The 21,721-nt window shown below is 64.1% G+C and carries 20 protein-coding genes; 5 read left to right on the top strand and 15 right to left on the bottom strand.

What is annotated here, in order from left to right:
• Window position 1 precedes the first annotated feature (1 nt).
• From HMI58_RS09625 to dinB, 7 genes are all read right to left on the bottom strand, one after another.
• Entirely contained in the window at window positions 2-1,600 is a 1,599-nt protein-coding gene (locus tag HMI58_RS09625; protein ID WP_171619366.1) for a UDP-N-acetylmuramoyl-L-alanyl-D-glutamate--2,6-diaminopimelate ligase, read from the bottom strand.
• 75 nt (window positions 1,601-1,675) lie between these two features.
• Window positions 1,676-3,445 carry a penicillin-binding protein 2 gene (locus HMI58_RS09620; protein ID WP_171619327.1) on the bottom strand — a complete coding sequence of 590 codons (1,770 nt, stop codon included), beginning with the start codon at window positions 3,443-3,445 and terminating at the stop codon, window positions 1,676-1,678.
• 44 nt (window positions 3,446-3,489) lie between these two features.
• Window positions 3,490-4,128, bottom strand: coding sequence for a hypothetical protein (locus HMI58_RS09615; RefSeq protein WP_171619325.1), 639 nt, complete (start codon window positions 4,126-4,128; stop codon window positions 3,490-3,492).
• Window positions 4,125-5,135 carry a 16S rRNA (cytosine(1402)-N(4))-methyltransferase RsmH gene (rsmH, locus tag HMI58_RS09610; protein WP_171619323.1) on the bottom strand — a complete coding sequence of 337 codons (1,011 nt, stop codon included), beginning with the start codon at window positions 5,133-5,135 and terminating at the stop codon, window positions 4,125-4,127. Before rsmH ends, HMI58_RS09615 begins: the two co-directional genes overlap by 4 nt.
• A gap of 206 nt (window positions 5,136-5,341) precedes the next feature.
• Window positions 5,342-5,773: a division/cell wall cluster transcriptional repressor MraZ gene (mraZ, locus tag HMI58_RS09605; protein WP_171585412.1), complete on the bottom strand. Its 432-nt coding sequence runs from the start codon at window positions 5,771-5,773 to the stop codon at window positions 5,342-5,344.
• A gap of 355 nt (window positions 5,774-6,128) precedes the next feature.
• Window positions 6,129-6,509: a DUF3040 domain-containing protein gene (locus tag HMI58_RS09600; RefSeq protein WP_171585413.1), complete on the bottom strand. Its 381-nt coding sequence runs from the start codon at window positions 6,507-6,509 to the stop codon at window positions 6,129-6,131.
• Window positions 6,510-6,734: 225 nt separating this feature from the next.
• The gene (gene dinB / locus HMI58_RS09595) at window positions 6,735-7,946 is read right to left on the bottom strand and encodes a DNA polymerase IV (protein WP_318779178.1); all 1,212 of its coding nucleotides are present in this window, start codon (window positions 7,944-7,946) and stop codon (window positions 6,735-6,737) included.
• Between the two features lie 111 nt (window positions 7,947-8,057).
• Between dinB and HMI58_RS09590 the strand changes: the two genes are divergently transcribed.
• Window positions 8,058-9,182 carry a polyprenyl synthetase family protein gene (locus HMI58_RS09590; RefSeq protein WP_171619321.1) on the top strand — a complete coding sequence of 375 codons (1,125 nt, stop codon included), beginning with the start codon at window positions 8,058-8,060 and terminating at the stop codon, window positions 9,180-9,182.
• Between the two features lie 88 nt (window positions 9,183-9,270).
• Here the strand turns inward: HMI58_RS09590 and HMI58_RS09585 are convergent, their stop codons facing one another.
• Window positions 9,271-9,624, bottom strand: coding sequence for an Rv2175c family DNA-binding protein (locus HMI58_RS09585; protein WP_171585415.1), 354 nt, complete (start codon window positions 9,622-9,624; stop codon window positions 9,271-9,273).
• 262 nt (window positions 9,625-9,886) lie between these two features.
• Between HMI58_RS09585 and HMI58_RS09580 the strand changes: the two genes are divergently transcribed.
• On the top strand, window positions 9,887-11,263 hold the full coding sequence (locus HMI58_RS09580; protein WP_171619319.1) for a lytic transglycosylase domain-containing protein: 1,377 nt from the start codon (window positions 9,887-9,889) through the stop codon (window positions 11,261-11,263).
• A gap of 83 nt (window positions 11,264-11,346) precedes the next feature.
• A complete protein-coding gene (locus HMI58_RS09575) occupies window positions 11,347-13,467 on the top strand; it encodes a PASTA domain-containing protein (protein ID WP_171619317.1) in 2,121 nt (706 codons plus the stop codon).
• A gap of 95 nt (window positions 13,468-13,562) precedes the next feature.
• Here HMI58_RS09575 and HMI58_RS09570 read toward each other — a convergent pair whose 3' ends face one another.
• Together HMI58_RS09570 and HMI58_RS09565 are read right to left on the bottom strand one after the other, a co-directional pair.
• Window positions 13,563-14,957 (bottom strand): 3-deoxy-7-phosphoheptulonate synthase class II, encoded by a 1,395-nt coding sequence (locus HMI58_RS09570; protein ID WP_171619362.1) that lies wholly within the window; start codon window positions 14,955-14,957, stop codon window positions 13,563-13,565.
• 82 nt (window positions 14,958-15,039) lie between these two features.
• Window positions 15,040-15,957 (bottom strand): lysophospholipid acyltransferase family protein, encoded by a 918-nt coding sequence (locus HMI58_RS09565; RefSeq protein ID WP_318779179.1) that lies wholly within the window; start codon window positions 15,955-15,957, stop codon window positions 15,040-15,042.
• Between the two features lie 132 nt (window positions 15,958-16,089).
• Here HMI58_RS09565 and HMI58_RS09560 point away from each other — a divergent pair, with 132 nt between their 5' ends.
• Both HMI58_RS09560 and HMI58_RS09555 read left to right on the top strand, forming a co-directional pair.
• A complete protein-coding gene (locus HMI58_RS09560; RefSeq protein ID WP_171585418.1) occupies window positions 16,090-16,854 on the top strand; it encodes an alpha/beta fold hydrolase in 765 nt (254 codons plus the stop codon).
• Window positions 16,851-17,342 (top strand): hypothetical protein, encoded by a 492-nt coding sequence (locus HMI58_RS09555; RefSeq protein ID WP_171619315.1) that lies wholly within the window; start codon window positions 16,851-16,853, stop codon window positions 17,340-17,342. The genes HMI58_RS09560 and HMI58_RS09555 overlap by 4 nt, the downstream gene beginning before the upstream one ends.
• 33 nt (window positions 17,343-17,375) lie before the next feature.
• Here HMI58_RS09555 and HMI58_RS09550 read toward each other — a convergent pair whose 3' ends face one another.
• The 5 genes from HMI58_RS09550 to HMI58_RS09530 all read right to left on the bottom strand — a co-directional run bounded on the left by HMI58_RS09550 (window position 17,376) and on the right by HMI58_RS09530 (window position 21,643).
• Window positions 17,376-18,263 (bottom strand): EamA family transporter, encoded by an 888-nt coding sequence (locus HMI58_RS09550; protein ID WP_225668009.1) that lies wholly within the window; start codon window positions 18,261-18,263, stop codon window positions 17,376-17,378.
• Window positions 18,260-18,991, bottom strand: a complete 732-nt coding sequence (locus HMI58_RS09545; RefSeq protein ID WP_171619313.1) for a phenylalanine--tRNA ligase beta subunit-related protein — start codon at window positions 18,989-18,991, stop codon at window positions 18,260-18,262. Before HMI58_RS09545 ends, HMI58_RS09550 begins: the two co-directional genes overlap by 4 nt.
• Window positions 18,988-19,590 carry an XRE family transcriptional regulator gene (locus HMI58_RS09540; protein WP_171619311.1) on the bottom strand — a complete coding sequence of 201 codons (603 nt, stop codon included), beginning with the start codon at window positions 19,588-19,590 and terminating at the stop codon, window positions 18,988-18,990. Before HMI58_RS09540 ends, HMI58_RS09545 begins: the two co-directional genes overlap by 4 nt.
• Window positions 19,591-19,962: 372 nt before the next feature.
• Window positions 19,963-20,778 (bottom strand): PKD domain-containing protein, encoded by an 816-nt coding sequence (locus tag HMI58_RS09535; protein ID WP_171619309.1) that lies wholly within the window; start codon window positions 20,776-20,778, stop codon window positions 19,963-19,965.
• A 136-nt stretch (window positions 20,779-20,914) separates the two neighbouring features.
• The gene (locus HMI58_RS09530; RefSeq protein WP_171619307.1) at window positions 20,915-21,643 is read right to left on the bottom strand and encodes a DUF6318 family protein; all 729 of its coding nucleotides are present in this window, start codon (window positions 21,641-21,643) and stop codon (window positions 20,915-20,917) included.
• Between the last annotated feature and the right edge of the window lie 78 nt (window positions 21,644-21,721).

The raw sequence follows: 21,721 nt of genomic DNA, 5'->3' as shown, positions 1-21,721 counted from the left end.
TCTAGGATTCTATCCTGTGGCTGGGATGGACAGAGAATCCATGGCGTGTCAACGCCCGGGCCAATTCCACCCGGTCGTCGAGGGGCAGGTTCACTCCCTTGACCTCCTGCCACACCTCGTGGCCGCGGCCCGCGATCAGCACTGTGTCGGCAGGTCCCGCCAGCGCCACGGCACGGTCAATCGCCTCGGCGCGGGGGTAAACCTCAAGGATCTCGCAGGCCAGGTTCTCGGCGTCGCGTGCCTGCTGTGCACCGGCCAGGACGCCCTGCCTGATCTCGGCCTCGTCCTCGTCGTGGGGGTCGTCATCGGTGACGATCACGACGTCGGCGAGCCGGGCTGCGGTGGCTCCCATGATGGGCCGCTTGGTTTGGTCCCGCTGGCCGGTGGCACCGAAGGCGACGATCAGCCGGGCGCCCGCAGCGGGTGGGCGGACCGATTCCAGGGTGCGTGCCAGCGCATCAGGGTTGTGGGCGAAGTCGACGATCGCTGCCGGGCTGTCCCCGATCAGCTGCATCCGCCCCGGTACGGCAGCCGAGAAGGGGTCGGAGCGGTCGGCTGACCGCTGCACCTCGTCGGGGTCCACTCCGGAGGCGAGCACCATCACGGTGGCGAGGGCTGCATTGGAGATGTTGAAGGTTCCGGGCAGGCCTGAATGAAGGAACAACCGCTCCCCCGCCGGCCCTCGCAGGGTGAACCGGTGGCCGAGCCCGTGGCGTGTCACGTCACCAACCGTCCAGTCCGCGTCCTGGGTCAGCCCCGCGCCCGGGTCGGTGCTGAGCGTGACGACGTCGCTGCTGGCTTCCTCGACGAGTTTCCGGCCCCACGCGTCGTCGACAATGACCACGGCGCGGCGTGACCGCTCGGTCTGGAACAGGGCAGCCTTGACCGCGAAGTACTCGTCCATGGTGCCGTGCAGGTCGAGGTGGTCCTGGGTGAGGTTGGTGAAACCGGCGACGTCGAAGCGCACGCCGTCAACCCGGCGGTACTCGATCGCGTGGGAGGACACCTCCATCGCGGCGGTGTGGATTCCCCGCTCGCGCATCAGTCCGAGGATGCCATGCACCTGGGGCGACTCCGGAGTGGTGAGCGCGCTGGCGATGGGTTGTCCACCGGCGTGGATCTCGATGGTGCCCATCAACCCGGTGGACTGGCCCAGACCCTCGAGCAGCGCGTTGATGAAGTAGGTGGTGGTGGTTTTGCCGTTGGTGCCAGTGACGCCGAACAGGGTGGGGCGGGGAGCCTCGGTGGGCTGGCTGTTGAAGATGATCGCCGAAAGGGGGCCTACCAGTGCCCTCAGGTTCTCGGACCGGAACACCGGGGTGCTGCCAGCAACGCCCGAGGCTGCGGCGAGGCCAGCTTCGTCGGTGAGTACCGCCACGGCTCCCGCGTGCAGGGCCCGTTCCGTGAAGGCGGCTCCGTGCCTGCCGGTTCCGGGCAGGGCGATGTAAAGGTCGCCGGGGCGGACCAGCCGGGAGTCGATCGACACCCCGGTGACCGAAACCGGAACGGCACCGCTGTCGCCGTGGACGGCTGGCAACCCGGCGGGTAGACGGCTGAACGCAGCGGCCAGCGGGACCGGGGTCACCTCGGCGGGACGCATCCCTGCATCGGGCTGCGCTGCTTCATTGGGTTGCGCGGCGGGTTCTTCAATTGTTGGCACGTGTGTTGCTCCGGGCTAGTACTCGATGGGGTAGGTCTCGGGCTCGCCCGTGGACGGCGCGACGTTCCTCGCGTTCAGCACCTGTTCCATGACCTTCTGGAAGGACTCCCCCGGGATCAGATAGTACAGATCCCCCTGCGGGCGCTGCAGGGTGATCACCACGACGTATTCGGGGTCTTCCATGGGTGCCATACCGGCGTAGGTGAGGGTGAAGCCGTCGTAGCCACCCGAGGCGCTGGGGGCCTCAGCGGTACCAGTTTTGGAACCTACACGGTACTGGTCCAGAGCCCCGGAGGCGCCCGATCCATCCACGGTGACGGTTTCAAGCATCTTCTGGAGCTGCGCCGAGGTCTCGGTGGAGACCACTTCGACTCCCTCGTCCTGCGGGACCTTGTGCTCGGTACCATCGGGGTCGATGTAAGAGTCGATCAGGCGCGGCTTCAGCCGGACGCCGTCGTTCGCGATGGTCTGGTAAACCATTGCGGTATGGAGGGCGGTCTGGGCGAGGCCCTGGCCGAACAACACCGTGTACTGCTGGCGGTCGTCCCAGTCTTCCGGCTGGGCGAGGATTCCGCTGGTTTCCCCGTTCAGCCCGACGTCGAGGGGCTGGCCGATCCCGAACTTGGTCAGCCAGTCGTAACGCTCCTGCTTGGTGAGTTGCTCACCGATCATCACCGTGCCAGTGTTCATGGACTTGGCGAAAATGCCTGCGGCTGTCCGGCGCTCCTCGCCGTGCTCGAAGGCATCCTTGAAGGTCTGGTTGTCAACGGTGTAGGTGTTGGGGAGGAGGAATTCGCTGGTGGGTTCGATGATCCCCTCCTCAAGGGCCGCGGCCATGGTGATCAGCTTTGTAGTGGAGCCGGGTTCGAAGGAGGACGTGACCGAGAGGGGTTTGCGGAACTCGGGTTCGGTGGCGCCCGGATTGTTGGGGTCCATGGTGGTCGACTCGGCCATGGCGACGATCCCGCCGGTATCCGCCTCCACGACGACGATGTTGCCCCACTGGGCGTTGTATTCCTCCACCTGGGAGGCGATGGTCTGCTGGGCGAACCACTGCAGGTCCTGGTCGATGGTCAGCTTCACCGACTGGCCGTCCTTGGCGGGAACATCCTCGTTGGTCGCATACGGGATGCGGATCCCGTCGCCACCGATCTCGAAGGTGCGGCTGCCCGGCTCCCCCGTCAGGATGTCATTCTGGGTGAGTTCGAGCCCTTCGTTTTCTTCTCCGACAAATCCGACGATGGACCCGGCGACCGGCCCCGATGGGTAGGTGCGGAGGCTAATCGCGTCAGCATAAACGCCGGGCATACGTACGGCCAGGGCTTCGTTCTTCACCTCGGGCGTGACCGACCGGGCAACATAGCCAAATTTCTTGTCCCCGATGATTGCTGCTTCCAGATCTGCCGCGTCCTGCCCGAGGATCTCCGACAGCTCGGCCAAACCTTCGTCCATGGTGACCTCTTCACGGTCACCATCGGCGTTGATCCGTGCGAAGGTATCACCCTCGGCGAGGGTCTGGTCGACGACGATATCGAAGCGTTCAACGCTGCGGGCCAGGTAGTTTCCCTTGCTATCGAGGATGTCGCCACGCACGGGCTGCACCGGGAAGGATTCCAGCCGCTTGTTCAGCCCAGCCTGGGCCATACCACCTAAATCAAGTGCCTGCACCTGGAACAGCCGGACGCCGAGTACCAGCAACAGGATCAGGACGAAGGCCAGCCCAACCCGTAGCCGCTTCGTGCCGAGAGCCACCCGGAATTTGTCGTGCTCGGTTGCTGTAGCCACTTCAATTTCCTTCGGTGTCTTGCTGGTGATCGGTGAGCTGTGCGTTACCCGCCGGTGCCCTGCTGAGGCGCTGGGATCGACCCGCCGTTGAGTTCGATCGCCTGTGGCTGCTCGGACTGAACGACCGGCTCCTCGGCTTCCGCTACTTCAGACTCATCAGCGGCGGGAGCTGTTGGCTCATCCTCGGCCGAACTGTCAGCGGCTGGTGCCCCGGCGGCGGCGTTGCTGCTGGTGGACACATCTGGTGCAGCGATCAGCGCCAACGGCTCACCACCCTTCGTCGCAGCTTCTGGGGTACCGGCAATTTTCATTGAATCTACATCAATCGCACCGAATCCCGGGGAGGCAACCATGCCGAGTTCCCGGGCCTCCGCGGCAAGGTTCTGCGGGGCCTGTTGATCTTCCATCTGCTGGGTAAGGGCCTGGTTTTCCTGGGCCAGCGCGATCTGCTGGTTCCGCAGCTCGACGAGCTCGTACTGGCTGCTCGATACCGAGATGTTGAGCATCAGCACCGTGACCAGGGCTCCGACCAGGGCGAGCATGCTGAACACCGCAAAGGGGATGCGGCGTCGGGCCGGGCCAGCCGGGACCAGCGACAGCGGTGTCCTGACCTGCTGGGACGATGCACCACCCAGCCGAGGGGTAGCCAGCGGCGCGTAGGATTCAGCGAGTTGCTGGCTCATGATGCATTCCTGTCTTTGGTGTTACGAGAGTCATTTTTGATGCGTTCAACGGCCCGCAGCTTCGCCGATGCGGCTCGTGGGTTTTCTTCGATTTCCAGCTCGGTGGGAGCTTCAGTTCCGCGAGTCAGAGATTTGAGGTACGGCTTGTGCTCCTCGAGCTCCACCGGGAAACCCACTGGAGCGGAGGATCGGGTTCCTGCGGTGAACGCGGTCTTCACGATTTTGTCTTCCAGCGAGTGGTACGACATGGCCACCACTCGACCGCCGACGTTCAGTGCGTCGATGGCGGCGGGAACCGCGCGGGTCAGCACCGTCAGTTCCTCGTTCACCTCGATCCGCAGCGCCTGGAAGGTTCGCTTGGCGGGGTGGCCACCGGTCCGGGCTGCCCCGGCGGGGACCACCGCGCGGATGGCCTCCACCAGTTGCCCGGTCGAGGTGAAGGGCGCCTGACGCCGTGCAGAAACGATCGCCGAGGCGATCCGCCCGGCGAACTTCTCCTCGCCCCAGGCCCTGATGATTCGGAGCAGCTCAGCTTCGGGGTACGCGTTGACGACGTCGGCGGCGGTCTGACCGGTGCTGGTATCCATCCGCATATCCAGCGGGGCATCGTAGGAGTACGCGAACCCGCGGTCCCGCTCGTCGAGCTGGAGGGAGGACACACCGAGGTCGAACAGCACGCCGTCAACGGCGTCAATGCCCAGGTCGTCCAGAACGTCGGGAAGTTCGTCATAGACCGCGTGCACCAGGTCGGTTCGGCCGGCGAAGGAGGCGAGCCGCTCACCCGCGAGGGCGATGGCCTGCAGGTCGCGGTCGATGCCGACCAGGTGTGCCTGCGGGAACCGCTCAAGCATTAGTTCGGAATGTCCGCCCATACCCAGGGTGGCGTCGACAACTACCGGGGTGCGGCCAGCAGCGACGGCGGCGTTAACGGCTGGTTCGAGGAGCGAGATGCAACGTTCACGCAATACCGGGACGTGTCGGTCACCGGTAGGGCGATCGTCGCTCATCCGTTCGCTCCTTCCTCGGTCTTGCGTATTGGTTTGTTGTCACTGCGGGTTTCTTGGACCAGATCCCCATCCGACCAGGCGCTGTGCCCGCCTGGCTCCGGGGAAGGTGATCCAGGTGGAACGTGCGCCGGGCGGCTGGAGATCTCGTTCAAGAAACCATCCTGCTGTCCTGCTGTGTACTTCGGTGGTGCTGGTCCTGCTCGGTTCTAGAAGAACCCGGGTAGCGCTTCCTCGTCGGTCTCGGAGAACGTGTTCTCCTTCTCCGCCAGGTAGTTCTCCCATGCCGTCGCGTCCCAGATCTCGGCCCGGCTACCCGCACCAATCACTGCCAGTTCCCGCCCCAGACCGGCGTAGGTGCGGAGCGCCTGCGGAATGGTGATGCGCCCCTGCTTGTCCGGAACCTCATCTGACGCACCGGACAGGAAAACCCTGGCGTAATCACGTGACTGCCGTGATGACAGTGGCGCTGACCGCATCTGCTCGTGAAGCTGTTCAAACTCGGACTGACTAAAAACGTAGATGCACCGTTCCTGGCCCCTGGTCAACACCAGCCCGTCTGAAAGTTCATCACGAAATTTCGCTGGGAGGATCAACCGACCCTTCTCATCGAGGCGTGGCAGATGAGTTCCAAGGAACATCTGCCACCGCCCATCCGATCCGGAAAGCACCTCGCGGCACCACTACACTCTTATAACCACCACTTTACTCCACATCCCTCCCCCGTCAATCCATTTTGACCCTCTGTGGCGGTAATTTTCCTGGCAGTTTCCTGTGTTTGAGCGGATCTTCTGCGGTGGTGGGAAGTGGAGGGAAATCCCGCACGCGGGACCAGTTAGACCCCTCCCTGAGGGGTGAATATGAGCCCGGAGGTCGAGGCGGCCCGGTTAAACACCGATAGACCCACCGTGGCGGGTCTATCGGAGATGCTGGGTGCGGTCTTTGGGACAGCGGTGGATGAAAGTGGAGGGCTTTACGGCACCCCTACCTCGGAGATCAGGGCTGTTCGCGTTTCCGCTCGTCCCATTTCTCTTCGAGGGTGCTCAGGAAGCCACCGCTTCGATTGACGGGTGCCGCCTTAGTGGTCCCTCGAGGCATAGGAGCCGCTTCGCTTTCCTTGGACCGGGTCGTGGCGAAGTAAACGCCCGCGCCCATCACCAGGAACCCTGCCACGCCCACCAGAATAATCTGGTTGGCGACGCCCAGCAGCAGGATCAGGATCCCTGCAACAGCCATCAGCGCGCCAATCACAATTCTGCGCGTCGACATTGATCGCGGTGTGCTCGATGCCATTGAACTGGCGAACTTCGGATCGTCGGCGTGCAACTGCTGCTCCAGCTGATCAAGCAGCCTCTGTTCGTGTTCCGAGAGTGCCATCACTGCCTCCATACGGTTAATTAACTCTGGTCCCTCACCCCAACCAACGAGTACCGAATACATCGAGTTCCCTGCCACAGGAACACCTGTGTCCGGGCCCAGATTCAACCGATACAGATGGCTAAAATTGACCTTTGCTCTAAGGATAGATCGCAATGCCCACAAGGGAAAGCCACCGGCTGCGCGGACCGGTTGGCCGCTCTGTCACGGGGTCCGCCGGATGCCTTAAGGGGAAGAATCGCGGGGCCGGCCAAAGAGCTGTGCCGGTTGGATTGCAGCCTTTCCGAACTTCCGGTTCACCTCGTCGAGCGCCGACTCCGCCAACCGCCAGTTTTCGTCGCGGCGGTCGATGGTCAGTTGGTGACCCAACCCGGATGACGGTTCCAGCTGGTCAGCGCGCACGCCGACCAGGCGAACGCTCATCGGACGCTCACCGAGGGCGGCAAGCAGGGACAGCGAGGCAACGTAGATGGCATTGGCGCTGTCGGTCGGCTCGCTTAGCCGTTTGGTCCTGGTCAGGGTGGAGAAATCGGCGTAGCGCAGCTTGATGGCCACGCCACCGCACTGCAGGTGGGCAGCGCGCAGCCTGGCCGCCGTGCGATGGGACAGCCGGAGTATCTCGGTATGCAGCGTGGGATCGTCGCTGACATCATCGGCGAAAGTCTCCTCGGCGCCGATGGTCTTCTCTTGGCGGGTGACCGTGACGGTCCGGGGGTCCCTGCCCCAGGCCAGATCGTGGACGTGCTGGCCGGTCACACCGAGCAACTTGCGCAGCGAGGACACGGGGGTCTGGGCAAGATCTTCCACCGTCCGGATCCCCAGGCGCGCCAGCACTTCCTGGGTTTTCGCGCCGACCCCCCAGAGCGCTGACACCGGAAGGGTGTGCAGGTAGGCGACCGTCTCCTCTCCGCGGATCACGAGCAAACCATTGGGCTTGGATCTGGTTGACGCGATCTTGGCGACAAACTTGGTTGTTGCCGCCCCCACACTGGCGGTGATCCCCAGCTCGCTTTTGATCCTGGTCCTGATCAGTTCGCCGATATCACGCGGTCCACCCAGCCGGCGCATCGACCCGGCAATATCAAGGAAGGCTTCATCGACGCTGAGCTGCTCGACAAAGGGGGTGATGGTGCCGAAGATGGCCATCACCGCACTGGATACCGCAGCGTATTTGTCGTGGTGGGGTTCGAGGATGACGCCCTGCGGGCACAACCGCATCGCTGCAGACATCGGCATGGCCGATCGGACCCCAAACCGCCGCGCTTCATAGGACGCTGAGAGCACCACCGACCGACCACTGGGGGAACCCACAATCACCGGCACACCGACCAGGTCCGGCCGGTCCAGCAACTCCACTGCTACATAGAACGCATCCATGTCCACATGGAGGATGGTGCACTCAGCATCCTGTAGCTTCGCCCTGGGCCCAACAATCACTGTCCAATCGTAGCCAGTCACTAGGATGGAGTGAGCCCAAAGATTGCCCCGGCCAGGGAAATGCGCGCTGCGCACTGGCGCGGACTCTTGCCCGCACCCAGAGGAGAGCCCATGACCGCCACGAATCCACTTGTCGAAGAAGGCTCGGTTGAGCAGCTGGTCACCTCGGAACAGACCGCCTACCGCGCCGGTGTGACCGCTGGCCTGGACAACTTCCTTGCCCGCCAGCGGGAAATCCTTGCCTCGATTGCCGAGGATGCCCTTGAGCCAGCCGCGGCGATCACCCGGCTGACGGCGGGTGGCAAGCGACTGCGGGCGCTGCTCTGTTACTGGGGTTTCCGGGGCGCTGGCGGTGCAGCAGGGACCCCCGAACCTGTTCTAGCCGGCGTTGCACTTGAACTGTTCCAGGCGGCGGCGCTGATTCACGACGACGTGATCGACCGCTCCGACACCAGGCGCGGGTCACCGAGCGTCCACCGCCAGTTCGGAACCCTCCATGAGGGCAACCGGTGGCATCTGAGTCCCGACCGGTTTGGGGTGTCAGCAGCGATATTGACTGGCGACATGTGCCTGTCGTTCAGTGAGGAGCAGTTTTCAGCCATCGGGGCGAGCGCCGGTTCGGGAACTGAGGCCCGGGCAATCTTCAACCGGATGCGCACGGAGGTCATGGCGGGTCAGTACCTTGATCTACTGGAGGAAGCAGCAGGGCCTGACCGGACACCGTCCGAGGCCGCCGAGCGGGCTCGGCAGATTGTCCGCTTCAAATCGGCGAAGTATTCGATCGAGCATCCGCTGGGCCTCGGCGGCGCCCTCGCAGGTGCCAGCCCCGCCCAGCTCAGAGGGTATTCGGCCTTCTCGCTGCCGCTCGGCGAGGCATTTCAGCTCAGGGACGATGTGCTTGGCGTGTTCGGAGACCCGCTGGTTACGGGCAAGCCTGCCGGCGATGACCTCCGCGAGGGCAAACGTACCCTCCTGATCGCCCAGGCGCTCAAGGACGGCAGTCCCGCCGACCGTCAACTGATCAATTCCACCCTGGGCCGCGCCGATCTGGACGACGACGGCGTCAGCCGGCTACGGGACGCGATCTCCACCTCAGGAGCCCTGCAGGCGGTCGAGTCCCTGATCGCCGAGCGGTGGGATGCGTCGACCGCCGCCCTAGACCAGCTCGAGCTGGACACTCTCTGCCGCTCAGCCCTTTCGGGTTTGGCAACCGCAGCGGTCAGCCGGTCGGCCTGACCGCCGCCACCAGGTTTGTTTGACTACTACTGCCTACAGCTAGCACCTACTGCTAACGCCTACTAGGGGCTAGCTGCTGCTCGCCGATCTACCAGGCGGCAGCCTGCGCACGGCGCCGGATCTCGGTCTTCCGGCCTTCACGGAGGGCGTCGATGGGGCGGCCCGGCAACGACTCGTCAGGGGTAAACAACCACCGGACAATGTCCTCATCGCTGAAGCCTGAATCGGCGAGCACGATGATAGTCCCCTTGAGGCTGTCCACCACCGCGCCCTCGAAGATGAATTCTGCGGGAACGCTTCGGACGTTGCGTTCCTTGCTGCGGAGGGCAATCAGCGACTTCTCGTCGAGGAGGCCATGGACCTTGGTGATGGGCACATCCAGTTCGAGTGCCACCTCCGGCAGGTTCAACCATGCGGGCACAAGTTCTTCGAGTTCATTCACCCCCTAAGGGTGCCAGATGTGAGGCCTCCGCTCCACTTCTGCTATCGACACGCCGACGGGGCTGTAAAGGTGTGACCCAGGACTATTGTGCTAGGCAACTTTTGGTGTAGATTCTCATGAGTCACACCAGTAACACCAGTCACTTTTTACTCTCGCGCACCATCAGATGATTTTGATTGAGGACCCGACGACCCTGGTCGATCGGGCCTGTTTCGGCCATCGGCGCGGCCCGTTCCGTTGACCATAGATTGAGGATTAGACCATGACTGCCCAGCGCCCGTCATCGCCGCTGTTCGGATCCCAGGCACGTGCCCGGGGCACCCGCCTTCCCAGCCGCTTCAACATTGCGGTATCCACCGCCGCGATCCCCGCCATGCTGTTCTCCGCCGTCGCCCTGGCCCAGCCAGCCAGCGCCGCGCCGGTGACGGTCAATGCCCAACAGGCACCACGCCTTGCCCCTGCGGTAATTGTCCCGGCGGGCCTGACGTCCGCCACCGGGAACGTTGCCGCCCGGATTCCCAGCTTTGTGGCACCCGCCCAGAGTGCCCCAAAGACCTACACGGTCAAGGCTGGCGACACCATCAGCGGCATTGCGCTCAAGCACGGGGTGGACACCAGTTCGGTCCTCACTGCGAACGGCCTCAACGCAAGCTCGCTGATCCACCCGGGTCAGAAGATCAAGCTCAGCGGTGCACCAGCCAGCAAGCCTGCGGCGAAGCCCGCTGAGGCTGCGCAGCCGAGCGCAGCGGCCGGATATACGGTCCGGGCCGGTGACACACTCAGCGCCATCGCGGCCACGCACGGCGTCAGCCTCAGTACGGTCCTGAAGGCCAATTCGCTGTCGATGACGTCGGTGATCTACCCCGGCCAGAAGCTCAAGCTTGGCGGCTCAGCCGAGGTCTCGGTGGCTTCAACCGAGATCGCTCCGGCGGCACCCAAGCCAGCTGCACCTGCGTCCACCGGGTCCTACACCATCAAGGGCGGTGACACCCTTGGCGCCATCGCCGCAAAGCACAACGTGAGCCTCAGCGCACTCCTGAAGGCCAACAAGCTCAGCGCGACAACCATGATCCACCCCGGGAAGAAGCTGACCATCCCCGGCCCAGCCGCACCCACCACTGCACCTGCAGCGGAGACCGCGCCCCCGGCCGACCTGGTGCCGTCCACATTCCTGCACTACACCTACCCCCAGCACGTGGTGTCGGAGGCAAACCGGAACAAGCACCTGCTGAATTCCCTCCCGGTTCCCAGTAATGAGGCAATGAAGACCATCGTTGCTGACACCGCCCGCTCGATGGGCGTGGATCCGAGCCTCGCACTTGCCGTGTCCTACCAGGAGTCGGGATTCAACCAGCGTGCCGTTTCCCCGGCCAACGCCATCGGAGCCATGCAGGTCATCCCCATGTCAGGCGAATGGGCATCGGACCTCGTAGGACGAAAGCTGAACCTGCTGGACCCTCACGACAACGCAACCGCCGGCGTTGCGATCCTGAAATCCCTGATCCGGACCAGCCCCAACCTGGAGGATGCCATTGCGTCCTACTACCAGGGGCAGTACTCGGTGAGCACCCACGGTATGTTCAGCGACACGAAGAGCTACGTCGCTGCAATCAAGTCACACCAGGCGAACCTGCGGTAACTCCCCCGAGGGACGACCGGTGAATCGGGGTGGAATCGGGTGTCGATTCCACCCCGTTCCATGTCTGCACTTAGGATCGAAGGGTGCATGAACGGCAGAACGACCCGCTGGTGGGCTCGGTGGTGGACGGGCGGTATCTCGTGCTGTCGCGCCTTGCGCGGGGCGGCATGTCGACCGTTTACCGTGCCACCGACCAGCGCCTTGACCGCGACGTGGCCTTGAAAATTCTGTACCCCCACCTCGCCGAGGACGCCAGCTTCCTGGACCGGTTTGAACGCGAGGCGAAGTCAGCGGCACGGCTATCCCACCCCCATGTGGTGGGCGTCCTGGACCAGGGAGTCGAGGACTCCGCTGAGCGGTCACTCGCCTACCTGGTGATGGAATATGTGCCAGGCAAAACGCTTCGGGACCTGCTGCGGGAGAAGGGGCGACTGACCCCCCGGATCGCTCTGGCCATGATGGATCCCGTGGTTGAAGGCCTGGGCGCGGCTCACGACGTCGGGCTGGTCCACCGCGATGTGAAACCCGAGAACGTCCTGCTTGCCAGCAACGGCCGGATCAAGATCGCCGACTTCGGCCTCGCCCGCGCGGTCTCCACCACCACCAACACCGGCACCCTGATCGGCACGGTCGCCTACCTGTCCCCCGAGCTGGTCACCGGCGGAGGTGCTGACGCCCGCAGCGACATCTACTCGGCTGGCATCATGCTGTTCGAACTCCTCACCGGAAAGCAGCCCTACACCGGCGATGTTCCCATCCGGGTGGCGCTGCAGCACGCCAATTCCACAGTGCCAGCCCCCTCAACCCTGGTGCCCGGGCTCGCGGCGGACATCGACGAGCTGGTCCAGTGGTGCACATCGGTCGACCCAGAGGATCGGCCCATCGATGGCAACGCCCTCCTCGGCGAACTCAGGCACATCCGGACCACCCTGACCGACGAGCAGCTGGACTTCGAACTTCCCGACGATGACGAGGGTAGAGACGACGCCCCCACAGCGGCGACCGGTGCAGTGCCCGGCGGGACCGAAGTGATCGATTCCCTCGCCGGCAGCGGCGCCACCGAGGTGATCGGCGGACGTGGCGGCCCGAGACCAACAGAGGTGATCGGGGCTGACCAGTTCAGGACGTCGGTGATCGCCAACGACGTCCAGCACACCCGCGCGTTCCGGACGGCACCGGAACCTCAGTCCGCTCCGCGGCAGGAGCCGGATTCGAAGACCCGCGACAAGGCAGCAGCGCGGGACTTCAAGGTCTATCAGAAGCAGCAGGCAAAGGCGGCCCAGCGCCCCGAAAAATCCCTGCATCCGGGACACCGGGGCCGCCGCAACGCACTCTGGATTGTCCTGTTGCTCCTCCTTGCAGGCTTGGCGGCAGGGGTCGGCTGGTTCTTCGGCGTCGGTCCCGGCGCCCTGGCCACCATGCCCGACGTCGTCAACCGCTCGGTGGCGCAGGCGGAACTGCTGCTGGCAGAGAGTGGCCTTGACTCCCCCCGCTCGGAGGAGGAGTTCCATGACGAGGTGGAGTCCGGCCTGGTGATCCGCAGCGAGCCGGCGGCGCAGACACAGCTTCGCCGCTACGAGTCAGTCGAACTGTTTGTCTCCAAGGGTCCCGAATTGTTCGCTGTCCCCAACGTGGTCAACCGCAGCGAGGCGTCGGCGACTGAACAACTCGGCGGAACCGAGCTGGCGGTCGGCGAGATCACCCGGGAGTTCAGTGCCGATGTCGCAGACGGGCTGGTCATCAGCCAGACGCCCGCCGCTGGCGAGCAGTCACCGCGCGGGACAGCGGTCAACCTGGTGGTGTCGCAGGGCCCGGAGCCCATCGACGTCCCGGTGGTGTCCGGCCTGTCCAGGGCCGAAGCTGTTGAAGCGATCGAGGCCGCTGGGCTGGTCGCCGCCGTCGCACCCGACGGCGAGAACAGCCGGGACATCCCCGAGGGAGCCGTCGTCGGACAAAGCCCATCAGGCGGGCAGCTCACCCGTGGCGAGACCGTCACCCTGACGTTGTCCCTCGGCCCGCGCCTCGTGGAAGTGCCCAACGTGTTCTCCCAGCGGGAGGAAGCGGCAGTGGCCGAGCTTGAGGCGGCCGGTTTCGTCGTCGTCGTTGACTACACCTTCGGCAGTTCCGTGCTGGGGCTGGTAGCGGGCCAGGACCTGACCGGTGAACAGCCCGAGGGGTCGACGGTCACCATCACAGTCACGTAGCCGTCTCTCATTCCCGAACCACCGGGGTGCGCCCCAGAAATACTTCGGGACACAACAAAGGCGAAGCGTTTCCGCTTCGCCTTTGTTATGTGCTGCTAGCGCTTGGAGAGTGCTCCGGCAACCAGGAATGCCATCTCAAGGGACTGCATGTGGTTCAGACGGGGATCGCAGACCGATTCGTAGCGTTCCAGGAAGGCTTCCTGGTCCACTGGATCGGCGCCACCCAGGCACTCGGCGACGTCGTCGCCGGTCATTTCGACGTGCAGGCCACCCGGGAAGGTCCCCAGCGAGTTGTGAACCTCGAAGAAGCCGCGAACCTCGTCCATGACGTCGTCGAAGTTGCGGGTCTTGTAGCCGTTCGGCGACGTGACGGTGTTCCCGTGCATGGGGTCGGAAACCCACAGCACCTGGGCGCCGGAGTCGGTGACCTTCTGGACCAGCTTGGGTAGCTTCTCGCGGATGTTCCCGGCACCCATGCGGGTGATGAAGGTCAGGCGGCCCGGTTCGCGGTTGGGGTCAAGCTTGTCGATCAGGGCCAGCGCATCGTCCGGGGATGTGCCGGGGCCGAGCTTGACGCCAATCGGGTTCCGGACCCGGGAGAGGAAGTCGATGTGCGCGCTGTCGATGTCGCGGGTGCGCTCACCAATCCACAGGAAGTGGGCCGAGGTGTCGTACGGCAGGCCCGTACGGGAGTCGGTCCGGGTCAGAGCCCGCTCGTAGTCGAGCAGCAGGGCCTCATGGCTGGCGAAAAACTCCACCCGCTTCAGCGCCTCGAAGTCGGTGCCGCATGCGTCCATGAAGCGGACGGCGCGGTCGATCTCACGGGCCAGCGACTCGTAGCGCGAGTGCGCGGGGTTGGCGGTGAATCCCTTGTTCCAGTGGTGCACCAGGCGCAGGTCGGCGAAACCGCCCTGCGTGAAGGCACGAATCAGGTTCAGGGTCGAAGCCGACGTGTGGTACGCCTTGACCATGCGGGAGGCGTCATGGCCCCGCGATTCTGGGGTGAAGTCGTAGCCGTTGACCATGTCGCCGCGGTAGGCGGGGAGGGTCACGCCTTCACGGGTCTCGTCGTTCGATGAGCGGGGCTTGGCGAACTGTCCGGCCATCCGGCCCATCTTGATGACGGGAAGTGATGCGCCGTAGGTCAGTACCACTGCCATCTGGAGGATAGTCCGGACGCGGGCGCTAATCCGGTCTGCGGTCGCGCCTTCGAAGGTCTCGGCGCAGTCGCCGCCCTGGAGCAAAAACGCCTTCCCCTGCGCGGCGGCGGCCAGGCGGCTGCGCAGCACGTCGACTTCACCGGCGAAGACCAGCGGTGGAAGGGTGGAGAGCTCCTTGACGGAGGCCGAATACACGCTGCTGTCCTGCCAAGTGGGCTGCTGCGAAATCGGCAGCTCGCGCCAGTGATCGAGCATGGAATCGGCCTGCTGGCTGCTCTGCCCGGCTGAGGAAACGGTGGAATCGGTGGGTGCAAGGATATCAGTCACCAGTTAAGCGTAATGGTTCAGGCAACCCGTAGTGGCCAGGGCCGTCACGCAGCCGGGCGGCGCTGTCATATTGTGCCGGCCATTACTACCGGTTGCGGGTCAGCCAGGATGGGAGCTTGATGCTGGTGAGCTTGTCGCGGACCGAGGCCTTGTCGGTCACCAACGCGTCAGCCGCGTCCTTCCCGGTTCCACCCTTCCCGGCGTCGACGTCCACCTTGGGCCCGGTGGGTTCGTGATCGGTCGACGTCGTATCGGTAGCTTTTGTCTCTGACGCCTTCTTGTCGGAGACTTTCTTGTCAGCGGACTTCTTTTCTGTGGCCTTCGCGGCCGCCAGCTTTTCCTTGACACTGCTCGCGTACACGTCCACGTACTCCTGGCCGGAGAGCCTCATGAGTTCGTACATGATCTCGTCGGTGACTGACCGCTGAACAAAGCGGTCCTCCGCGAGTCCCTTATACCGGGAGAAGTCCAGGGGTTCACCGACGATGATGCCGATCCGGCGAATGTTGGGGATGCGCCTGCCGATGGGCTGCACCTTGTCGGTGCCGATCATCGCCACCGGGATCACCGGCACACCCGTGGCCAGAACCAGCTTGGCAACGCCTGTCTTCCCGCGGTACAGACGTCCATCCGGGCTGCGCGTTCCCTCGGGGTAAATCCCCAGGATGCCGCCGCCGTTGAGCACCGCTTCCCCGGCGCTCAGCGAGGACGACGAAGCAGCACCGCCCGAACGGTCCATCGGGAGCTGGTTCGAGAGACGGAAGAACATCGCGGTGAGTTTGCCCTTAATACCCTTGCCCGTGAAGTACTCGGACTTGGCCAGGAAGATCACCGGGCGCGGCACCGCGATCGGCAGAAATATGGAGTCGGAGAAGGAGAGGTGGTTGCTGACCAGCACTGCTGGGCCCTCTGCGGGGACATTGTCCATTCCCTTTACCCACGGGCGGAAGAGCAGACCCAGAATCGGACCCACAATGATCCGCTTCATGAACCAATAAAACACGCTGACAGCCTTCCTAGACCCGGACGGGACCACACGGGAATCCCCCACTGATGATCGCGCTTTTCCTTGAGAGACTACTCTAAGGGGCGCCTCCGCTGGTAAGGCATCGACAGCAGGTGGCACGATGGGGCTATGACATCCAGTGCCGGCCCGGTCGCCTTCTCCAACGATGGTTTTGGGGAGGCCTCCCGCATTGGGGTAGTGATGAGCCACGGCTTCACCGGATCCCCGGTCAGCCTGTTGGAATGGGCGCGGTATCTTGCGGACCAGGGGTATGCGGTGAGGCTGCCGCTGCTTGCCGGGCACGGAACCACCTGGCAGGAGCTGGCCCGCACTCCGTGGCAGCACTGGTACGCCAGTTATGAGGCCAGCTACCGGGAACTGGAAGAATCGACCGACGTGGTTGTCGCCGCTGGACTTTCAATGGGTGGAACCCTCGCCCTGCGGCTGGCAGCATTGCAGCCGGTGGCTGGCGTCGTCGTCGTCAATCCGGGCCTGACCATCGCCGATCCGCGGGCGCGCTACGCGGGACTGCTGAAGTACGTGATGCGGTCGGTGCCGGCGATCGCCAACAACATCAAGAAGGAAGGTCTCGACGAGGGCGCCTACGCGCGGACCCCCGTCGCCGCCGTCGTTCAGCTCTCCAAACTGTTCCGGGAGACGGTGGCGCAACTGCCCAGCGTTACCGCTCCGACGCTGGTTTTTCGTTCATCAGTGGACCCGGTGGTACCGGAGAGCAGCATCGAGGTATTGCAACAGCGGATCGGGAGTGCTGAACTGGAGATTGTCCGTTTGGAGAACAGCTATCATGTTGCGACCATGGACCATGACGCGCAGTCAATTTTTGAACGCTCAGCGCAATTCATCCAGCACGTGACGGCAGGTAGCACCGCATGACATCCCGAGGTCAGGAACCCAACGAGTCCACCGACGATGCCGTGTGGCAGGATTTGGTGGCGCGGCTGGAGCAGACTCCCAGCGCGCCGGACAGGGCGGGCGAAGAAGCCCCAGCGCCGGCACCCGAACGTAACGCGGGTGTGGGGATGTCCGATCAGGAGCGGGTGCGCGCTCTGTTCGAGAATCAGCCCCGCCGCTCCCCCGCAGGTCCCCGCGACTACACCCCGCAGGAATCCGACGACGACGAGGACGAGGGGTATCACCCGCCGGAGCCACCGGCTTTGGGCACGGGCGAACCGCTTCTGGTGCTCGCCTGGTTCGGTGCCGTCGGTGGACCGATCGCCCTGCTGCTCCTCGCCATGTTCTGGCGTGCAGCACCGCTCATGATGATGCTGGGAGTGTTGGCCATCTTCCTGGTCTCGGTTGCCTTCCTCATTTTCCGGCTCCCCAAAACCCGCGACTTCGACGACAACGGCGCGGAAGTCTAGCGAGGCTTTTGCCCAGGTAGACCTGCGGTTCAGTCACCCGGGAACGTGGAGCGTTTCGGCCCGTGGGGTGGCAGAGGAGTTGTCGCGCCGGCCTCCCCGTTGCGCGGCGGCTCCGGCGATCACCACCAGGGCAATCCCGATGATCTGCAGGACCCCTAGCTGCTGTTGAAGAATGATCAGCCCCAGCAACACCCCAAACGCCGGCTCGAGCGCCATCAGGGTTCCGAAAGCCGTCGGGGTCATTCGGCGCAGGGCGAGCATTTCCAGGGCGAAGGGCAGCACCGGCAGCAGCACCGCAAGCCCCAACGCCGCAATGAGGATGCTTGGGGTGATCTGCCCGACGGCCTGGGGGATGCCGATGGTTGCCGCCGCGAGTGCCGCAATCGGCACGGTCAGTGACAGGGAGCCGATCCCGGTAAAGCGGTCGCCGATGCGCTGTGTCAGCAGAATGTAGACCGCCCACCCGACGGCGGCCATGGCTGCGAACCCGACCCCGGTGGGATCGAACTCTCCCCGCCACGGTTGGGTCATCAGGACCACACCGAGTAGGGCGAGCGCTGGCCATAGCAGGGCGCTTCGCCGGTGGCTGCGGATCGCTGCGACGGTCAGCGGTCCAAGGAACTCGATCGCTACGGCGGTTCCCAGGTCGATGTGCTCCAGCGCTGCGAGGAACCCGACCGTCATGACACCCGTTGCAAGGCCGAGGCCGAGGATGGTGGGGACGTCCTGCCGCCGGATCGTGCGCAGCGGCGGGCGGACCAGGAGGATCAGGATGATCGCTCCCATACTCAGGCGCAGCCAGGCAGTTCCCGCGGGTCCAACGGCTCCGATCATCTCGACCGACAGGGCGGAGCCGAGCTGGACGGACAGCATCGCGGTGACCGCCAGCCCCCACGGCGGGATCGGAAGTGTTCTGGTCATGGCTGTTCCCGGGGGGTCTCCATGAGACGCCTGGCCACCTGCACATCGGGGCCGAGCCGTTCCAGGTGGGTGCACAGGTCGGCGGTGGCTTGGCCGAGCGCCTCGTCCGAGAGTGGAGCCAGCGCGTCGAGGATAAACAGCGCACTGGTGGTGTGGTCATGGAGCTGTGTTCGCCGTCCCTGGCGCCAGTTCCAGCGCCGGCAGGTGACTCCGGCGTCGTCGCACCACACCACTTCGCCCGGTTCCGGGTGTTCCACAGTCGCTTCTCCGCTGGTTGCGGTATCGAATGGTTCGGTGCCGTTGGCGCGGATCAGCCGTGGGGCGCCAACGTAGCCGGCCAGGTCCTCTCCGCCCAGGGGGATCTGGTGCAGGACCGAGATCGCGTTGTACATGTCGGTCAGACGGTTTACCCGGGGCAATCCGGTTGCGGCCCGGCGCACCAGTGCCTCAAGACTGTTCCTGGTGCGCTGCGGTTTGGCGCCGAAGGCCCGGTAGGCATCGCGCCACGCTGCCACGTGCGGCACCTCCTCCACCGGTCCGGCGGCGAGGAGCTGGACCGCGAACGCTTCGGCCTTTTGCAGGAGTGCTTCGCTGACGTCGTCGCTGGGGCCCGGCACCAGACCATCGACGGCGATGAGTACGGCCCGGTAGTCCGGGCGCAGGGCGAATACCTCGGGATCCACCCGGGCGGACTCGACCAGGTGCTGCAGCGTGCCCTGTTCACTCATTGCTTGCCTCCGATTGAATGCCCCAGCCCGACGCCAGGCTCAAAGACGGCCATGGTGAATCGGGTGGGTTCGGCTGTGTCGTTCCGGTAGGAGTGGTCAACATTCCCGGGGAAGGACAGTGCGTCTCCCGGCCCGAGCACGATTGGCTGGTCATCCACCACGACCGTGAGCGACCCTTCCAGCACCTGGAGCAATTCCTTGGTCCCCTCAGAGTGGGGCTCGCTTGGATGGTGATCGCCGGGCACCATGAACCATTCCCAGAGTTCCACGACGTCAGGTGATTCGGTGCCCGCTACGAGGATGCCGCGTCCGCCGGCCTCCGACGTCCAGAGCGCGGCTCCCTCGCCATTCCTGGTGACGGTGACGGGTTTGGGCGCAGGCGACTCCACCAGGGCCGGAAGTCCGACCCCCAGGGCGTCGCTGATCCGCAACAGCGTCCCGACACTGGGGTTTACTGCGCCCTGTTCAACATTGATCAGCATTCGTCGGCTCACTCCGGCGGCCTCGGCCAACTGCTCGAGTGTCAGGGAGCGGGATTGCCGCTCCTGCTTGACCCGTGCCCCGATTGCCGCTGCGAGAGCGGTGGTACTTGCATCCATAAGTGCATGATACTGCACTATTAGTGCAGCATGCATCCTGCTCGTACTTCCTTGACGGCCGGGTGACTTTTATTTGGGGCGCTTGGTGCAGTTGTGGAGGGCACTCCCGAATACGGGCCGGGTGCTTGTGCAGTTGTGGCGGGTGCATGAATTTGCCCCCCGCTGCTTGTGCAGTTGTGGCGGGTCCTCCCGATTACGCGCCGGGCACTTGTGCAGTTGTGGCGGGTGCGTGAATTTACCCCGCGTTGCTTGTGCAGTTGTGGCGGGTGCAGGTCGCAGGCACCCACCACAAGTGAACGAATGGTGGAGCCTACCCACCACAAGTGCACACCTTAAGATCGCGGCGGGTCCCACAGCTACTCTGCGAGCGTGTCAGCAGCCAACCCCGGCGGGGTTCTCTAGGCAGTTATCCGCGACACTGTGCCGCTCACTGCGCCAGATACTCATCAGGTGCGGTTCCGACGAGACCCGGGCGAGGCCTGCCACCGGTAACCACGGCCCGCCATCAACCGAGTAGTCCCCGGCGAACAACGTGTCCAGCTGGACGAAGTAGTCGCCAGTTTCCGTATACAGATGACTCGTGGGGGTTTCGGTATCAAACCCGTCGCCTGGGACGGCGCTTCCGGGGTTGGAGGTGGTCAGGCTTGTGCCGTCACCGTAGGACCATTCATAGGAGACCGGCCAGGCACGCAGTTCGATCTGGGCGTTCTGGAACTCGAAAGTGAATTCCTGGTCATTGGCGACGGCGTAAAGGTTGCTGTGGGCGTTCCGCAACCCAAACTGGTCTGGCTGAGAAAAGACACCCGCAGCCAGAATCGGCTGACTCTCGAACTCAGTCAACGTGATGATGATCGGTGCTTCCCCGAGGGTTTCGGCAGTCGGTGCCACCGGTGGTTGTCCCGGGTAAAGGCACCCGCTCCGTCCCGTCGCCGTCTCAGTGGGTGGACTTGTGTTCCGGTTGACCTCAATCCACTGCACCAACATCCCGTCGGCCTGCGCATCACACTGGGCGTTCAGCTGCACACAATATCCGGGATCCATGAAGTCTTGAGCGCCGGCTGTGCAGACCCGCTCGTAGATGTAATCGATCCCGTCATCGGTTGGAAGGTAAGCGTTGGTAGCTCCGGCGGCTTCCCGTTGCCCTGAACCACCAGAACCGCCTTCGGCAGACCCAGAATAATTGGTCACCTGAACTGTGTTGCCAGCTGCATGTGCGGACGGTGGCGGTGGCTCCTCAGCTGCGGCTGGATCAAAGACAAATGAGAAAACGGCCACTAAGCCCAAGGAAACTAGGAACCGCCCTGCGTTGCTCCGAGAGTTCATGTCAGGTTCCTTCCGGCTTGCCATAGTCCAGAATTTTCCAAGCCCCATCTGAGTAGTCGGCAAACATCACATCAATCACCGGCGTCGGAGACGGATCGGTTCGTATCTCCGATCCATCCGATTCGAAATAGGTGATGTCAGCCTGGCGGTTTTCGACGAAGGACTGAAATGATCCAGAAGTGTTCTGCTCAAACTCGCTAGCGAAGTTGAGCACTTCAAACTCCCCGCCGCTCAGCCATCGTCCTTGCTCGTAAATTCCCTGGACTACCTGCTTGATATTTGAGCAGCTTGCACACGCTGGATCAGTCACCGCATCGAACTCAGCCCAGTCGTTGGTGATGTACCCGTAGCTAAAGAGTTCGAACCAGTACTCGGTGAACGCCTCCAGGCCTTCTACCGAGTTCTCGTCGGCGAGGGCGGGTTTCTCGGGCACCGGGATGTTGGCGGCTGGACCGTCTGACGACGCTGCGGTCGGTTCGGGCGCGGCGGGTTCAGACGGTGCAGTCGTCTGTGTGTGCGACGGGCTTGTGGGTTCCGGAGCCGAGGCGGAGGTCTCCCCCGCAGTGGGGCCCGGCGGCGATGCATCGCCCTGACATCCCGTCACCAGTAACCCGAACACGACGGCAACCACAACGGTCCGGCCGCGCGGGTGGAACAAACTGCGCGGGTGGAACAGGCTGCTGGGAGCGAACAAACTGCGGAGCGGGACCAGACGGCGGGGCGGGGACATGCTACGAGGCTGTGACACTGTGACTCCCGGGGATGTGGGGCCGAGTCGAAGCTATCGAAAGACAACAGAATAGCGGAA

This window comes from Arthrobacter sp. 147(2020) (assembly GCF_013116715.1).
In the GTDB taxonomy this organism is placed as follows: Bacteria; Actinomycetota; Actinomycetes; order Actinomycetales; family Micrococcaceae; genus Arthrobacter_D.
Note: the sequence above shows the minus strand (reverse complement) of the source record. Positions and strands in the feature narration are given on the sequence as shown.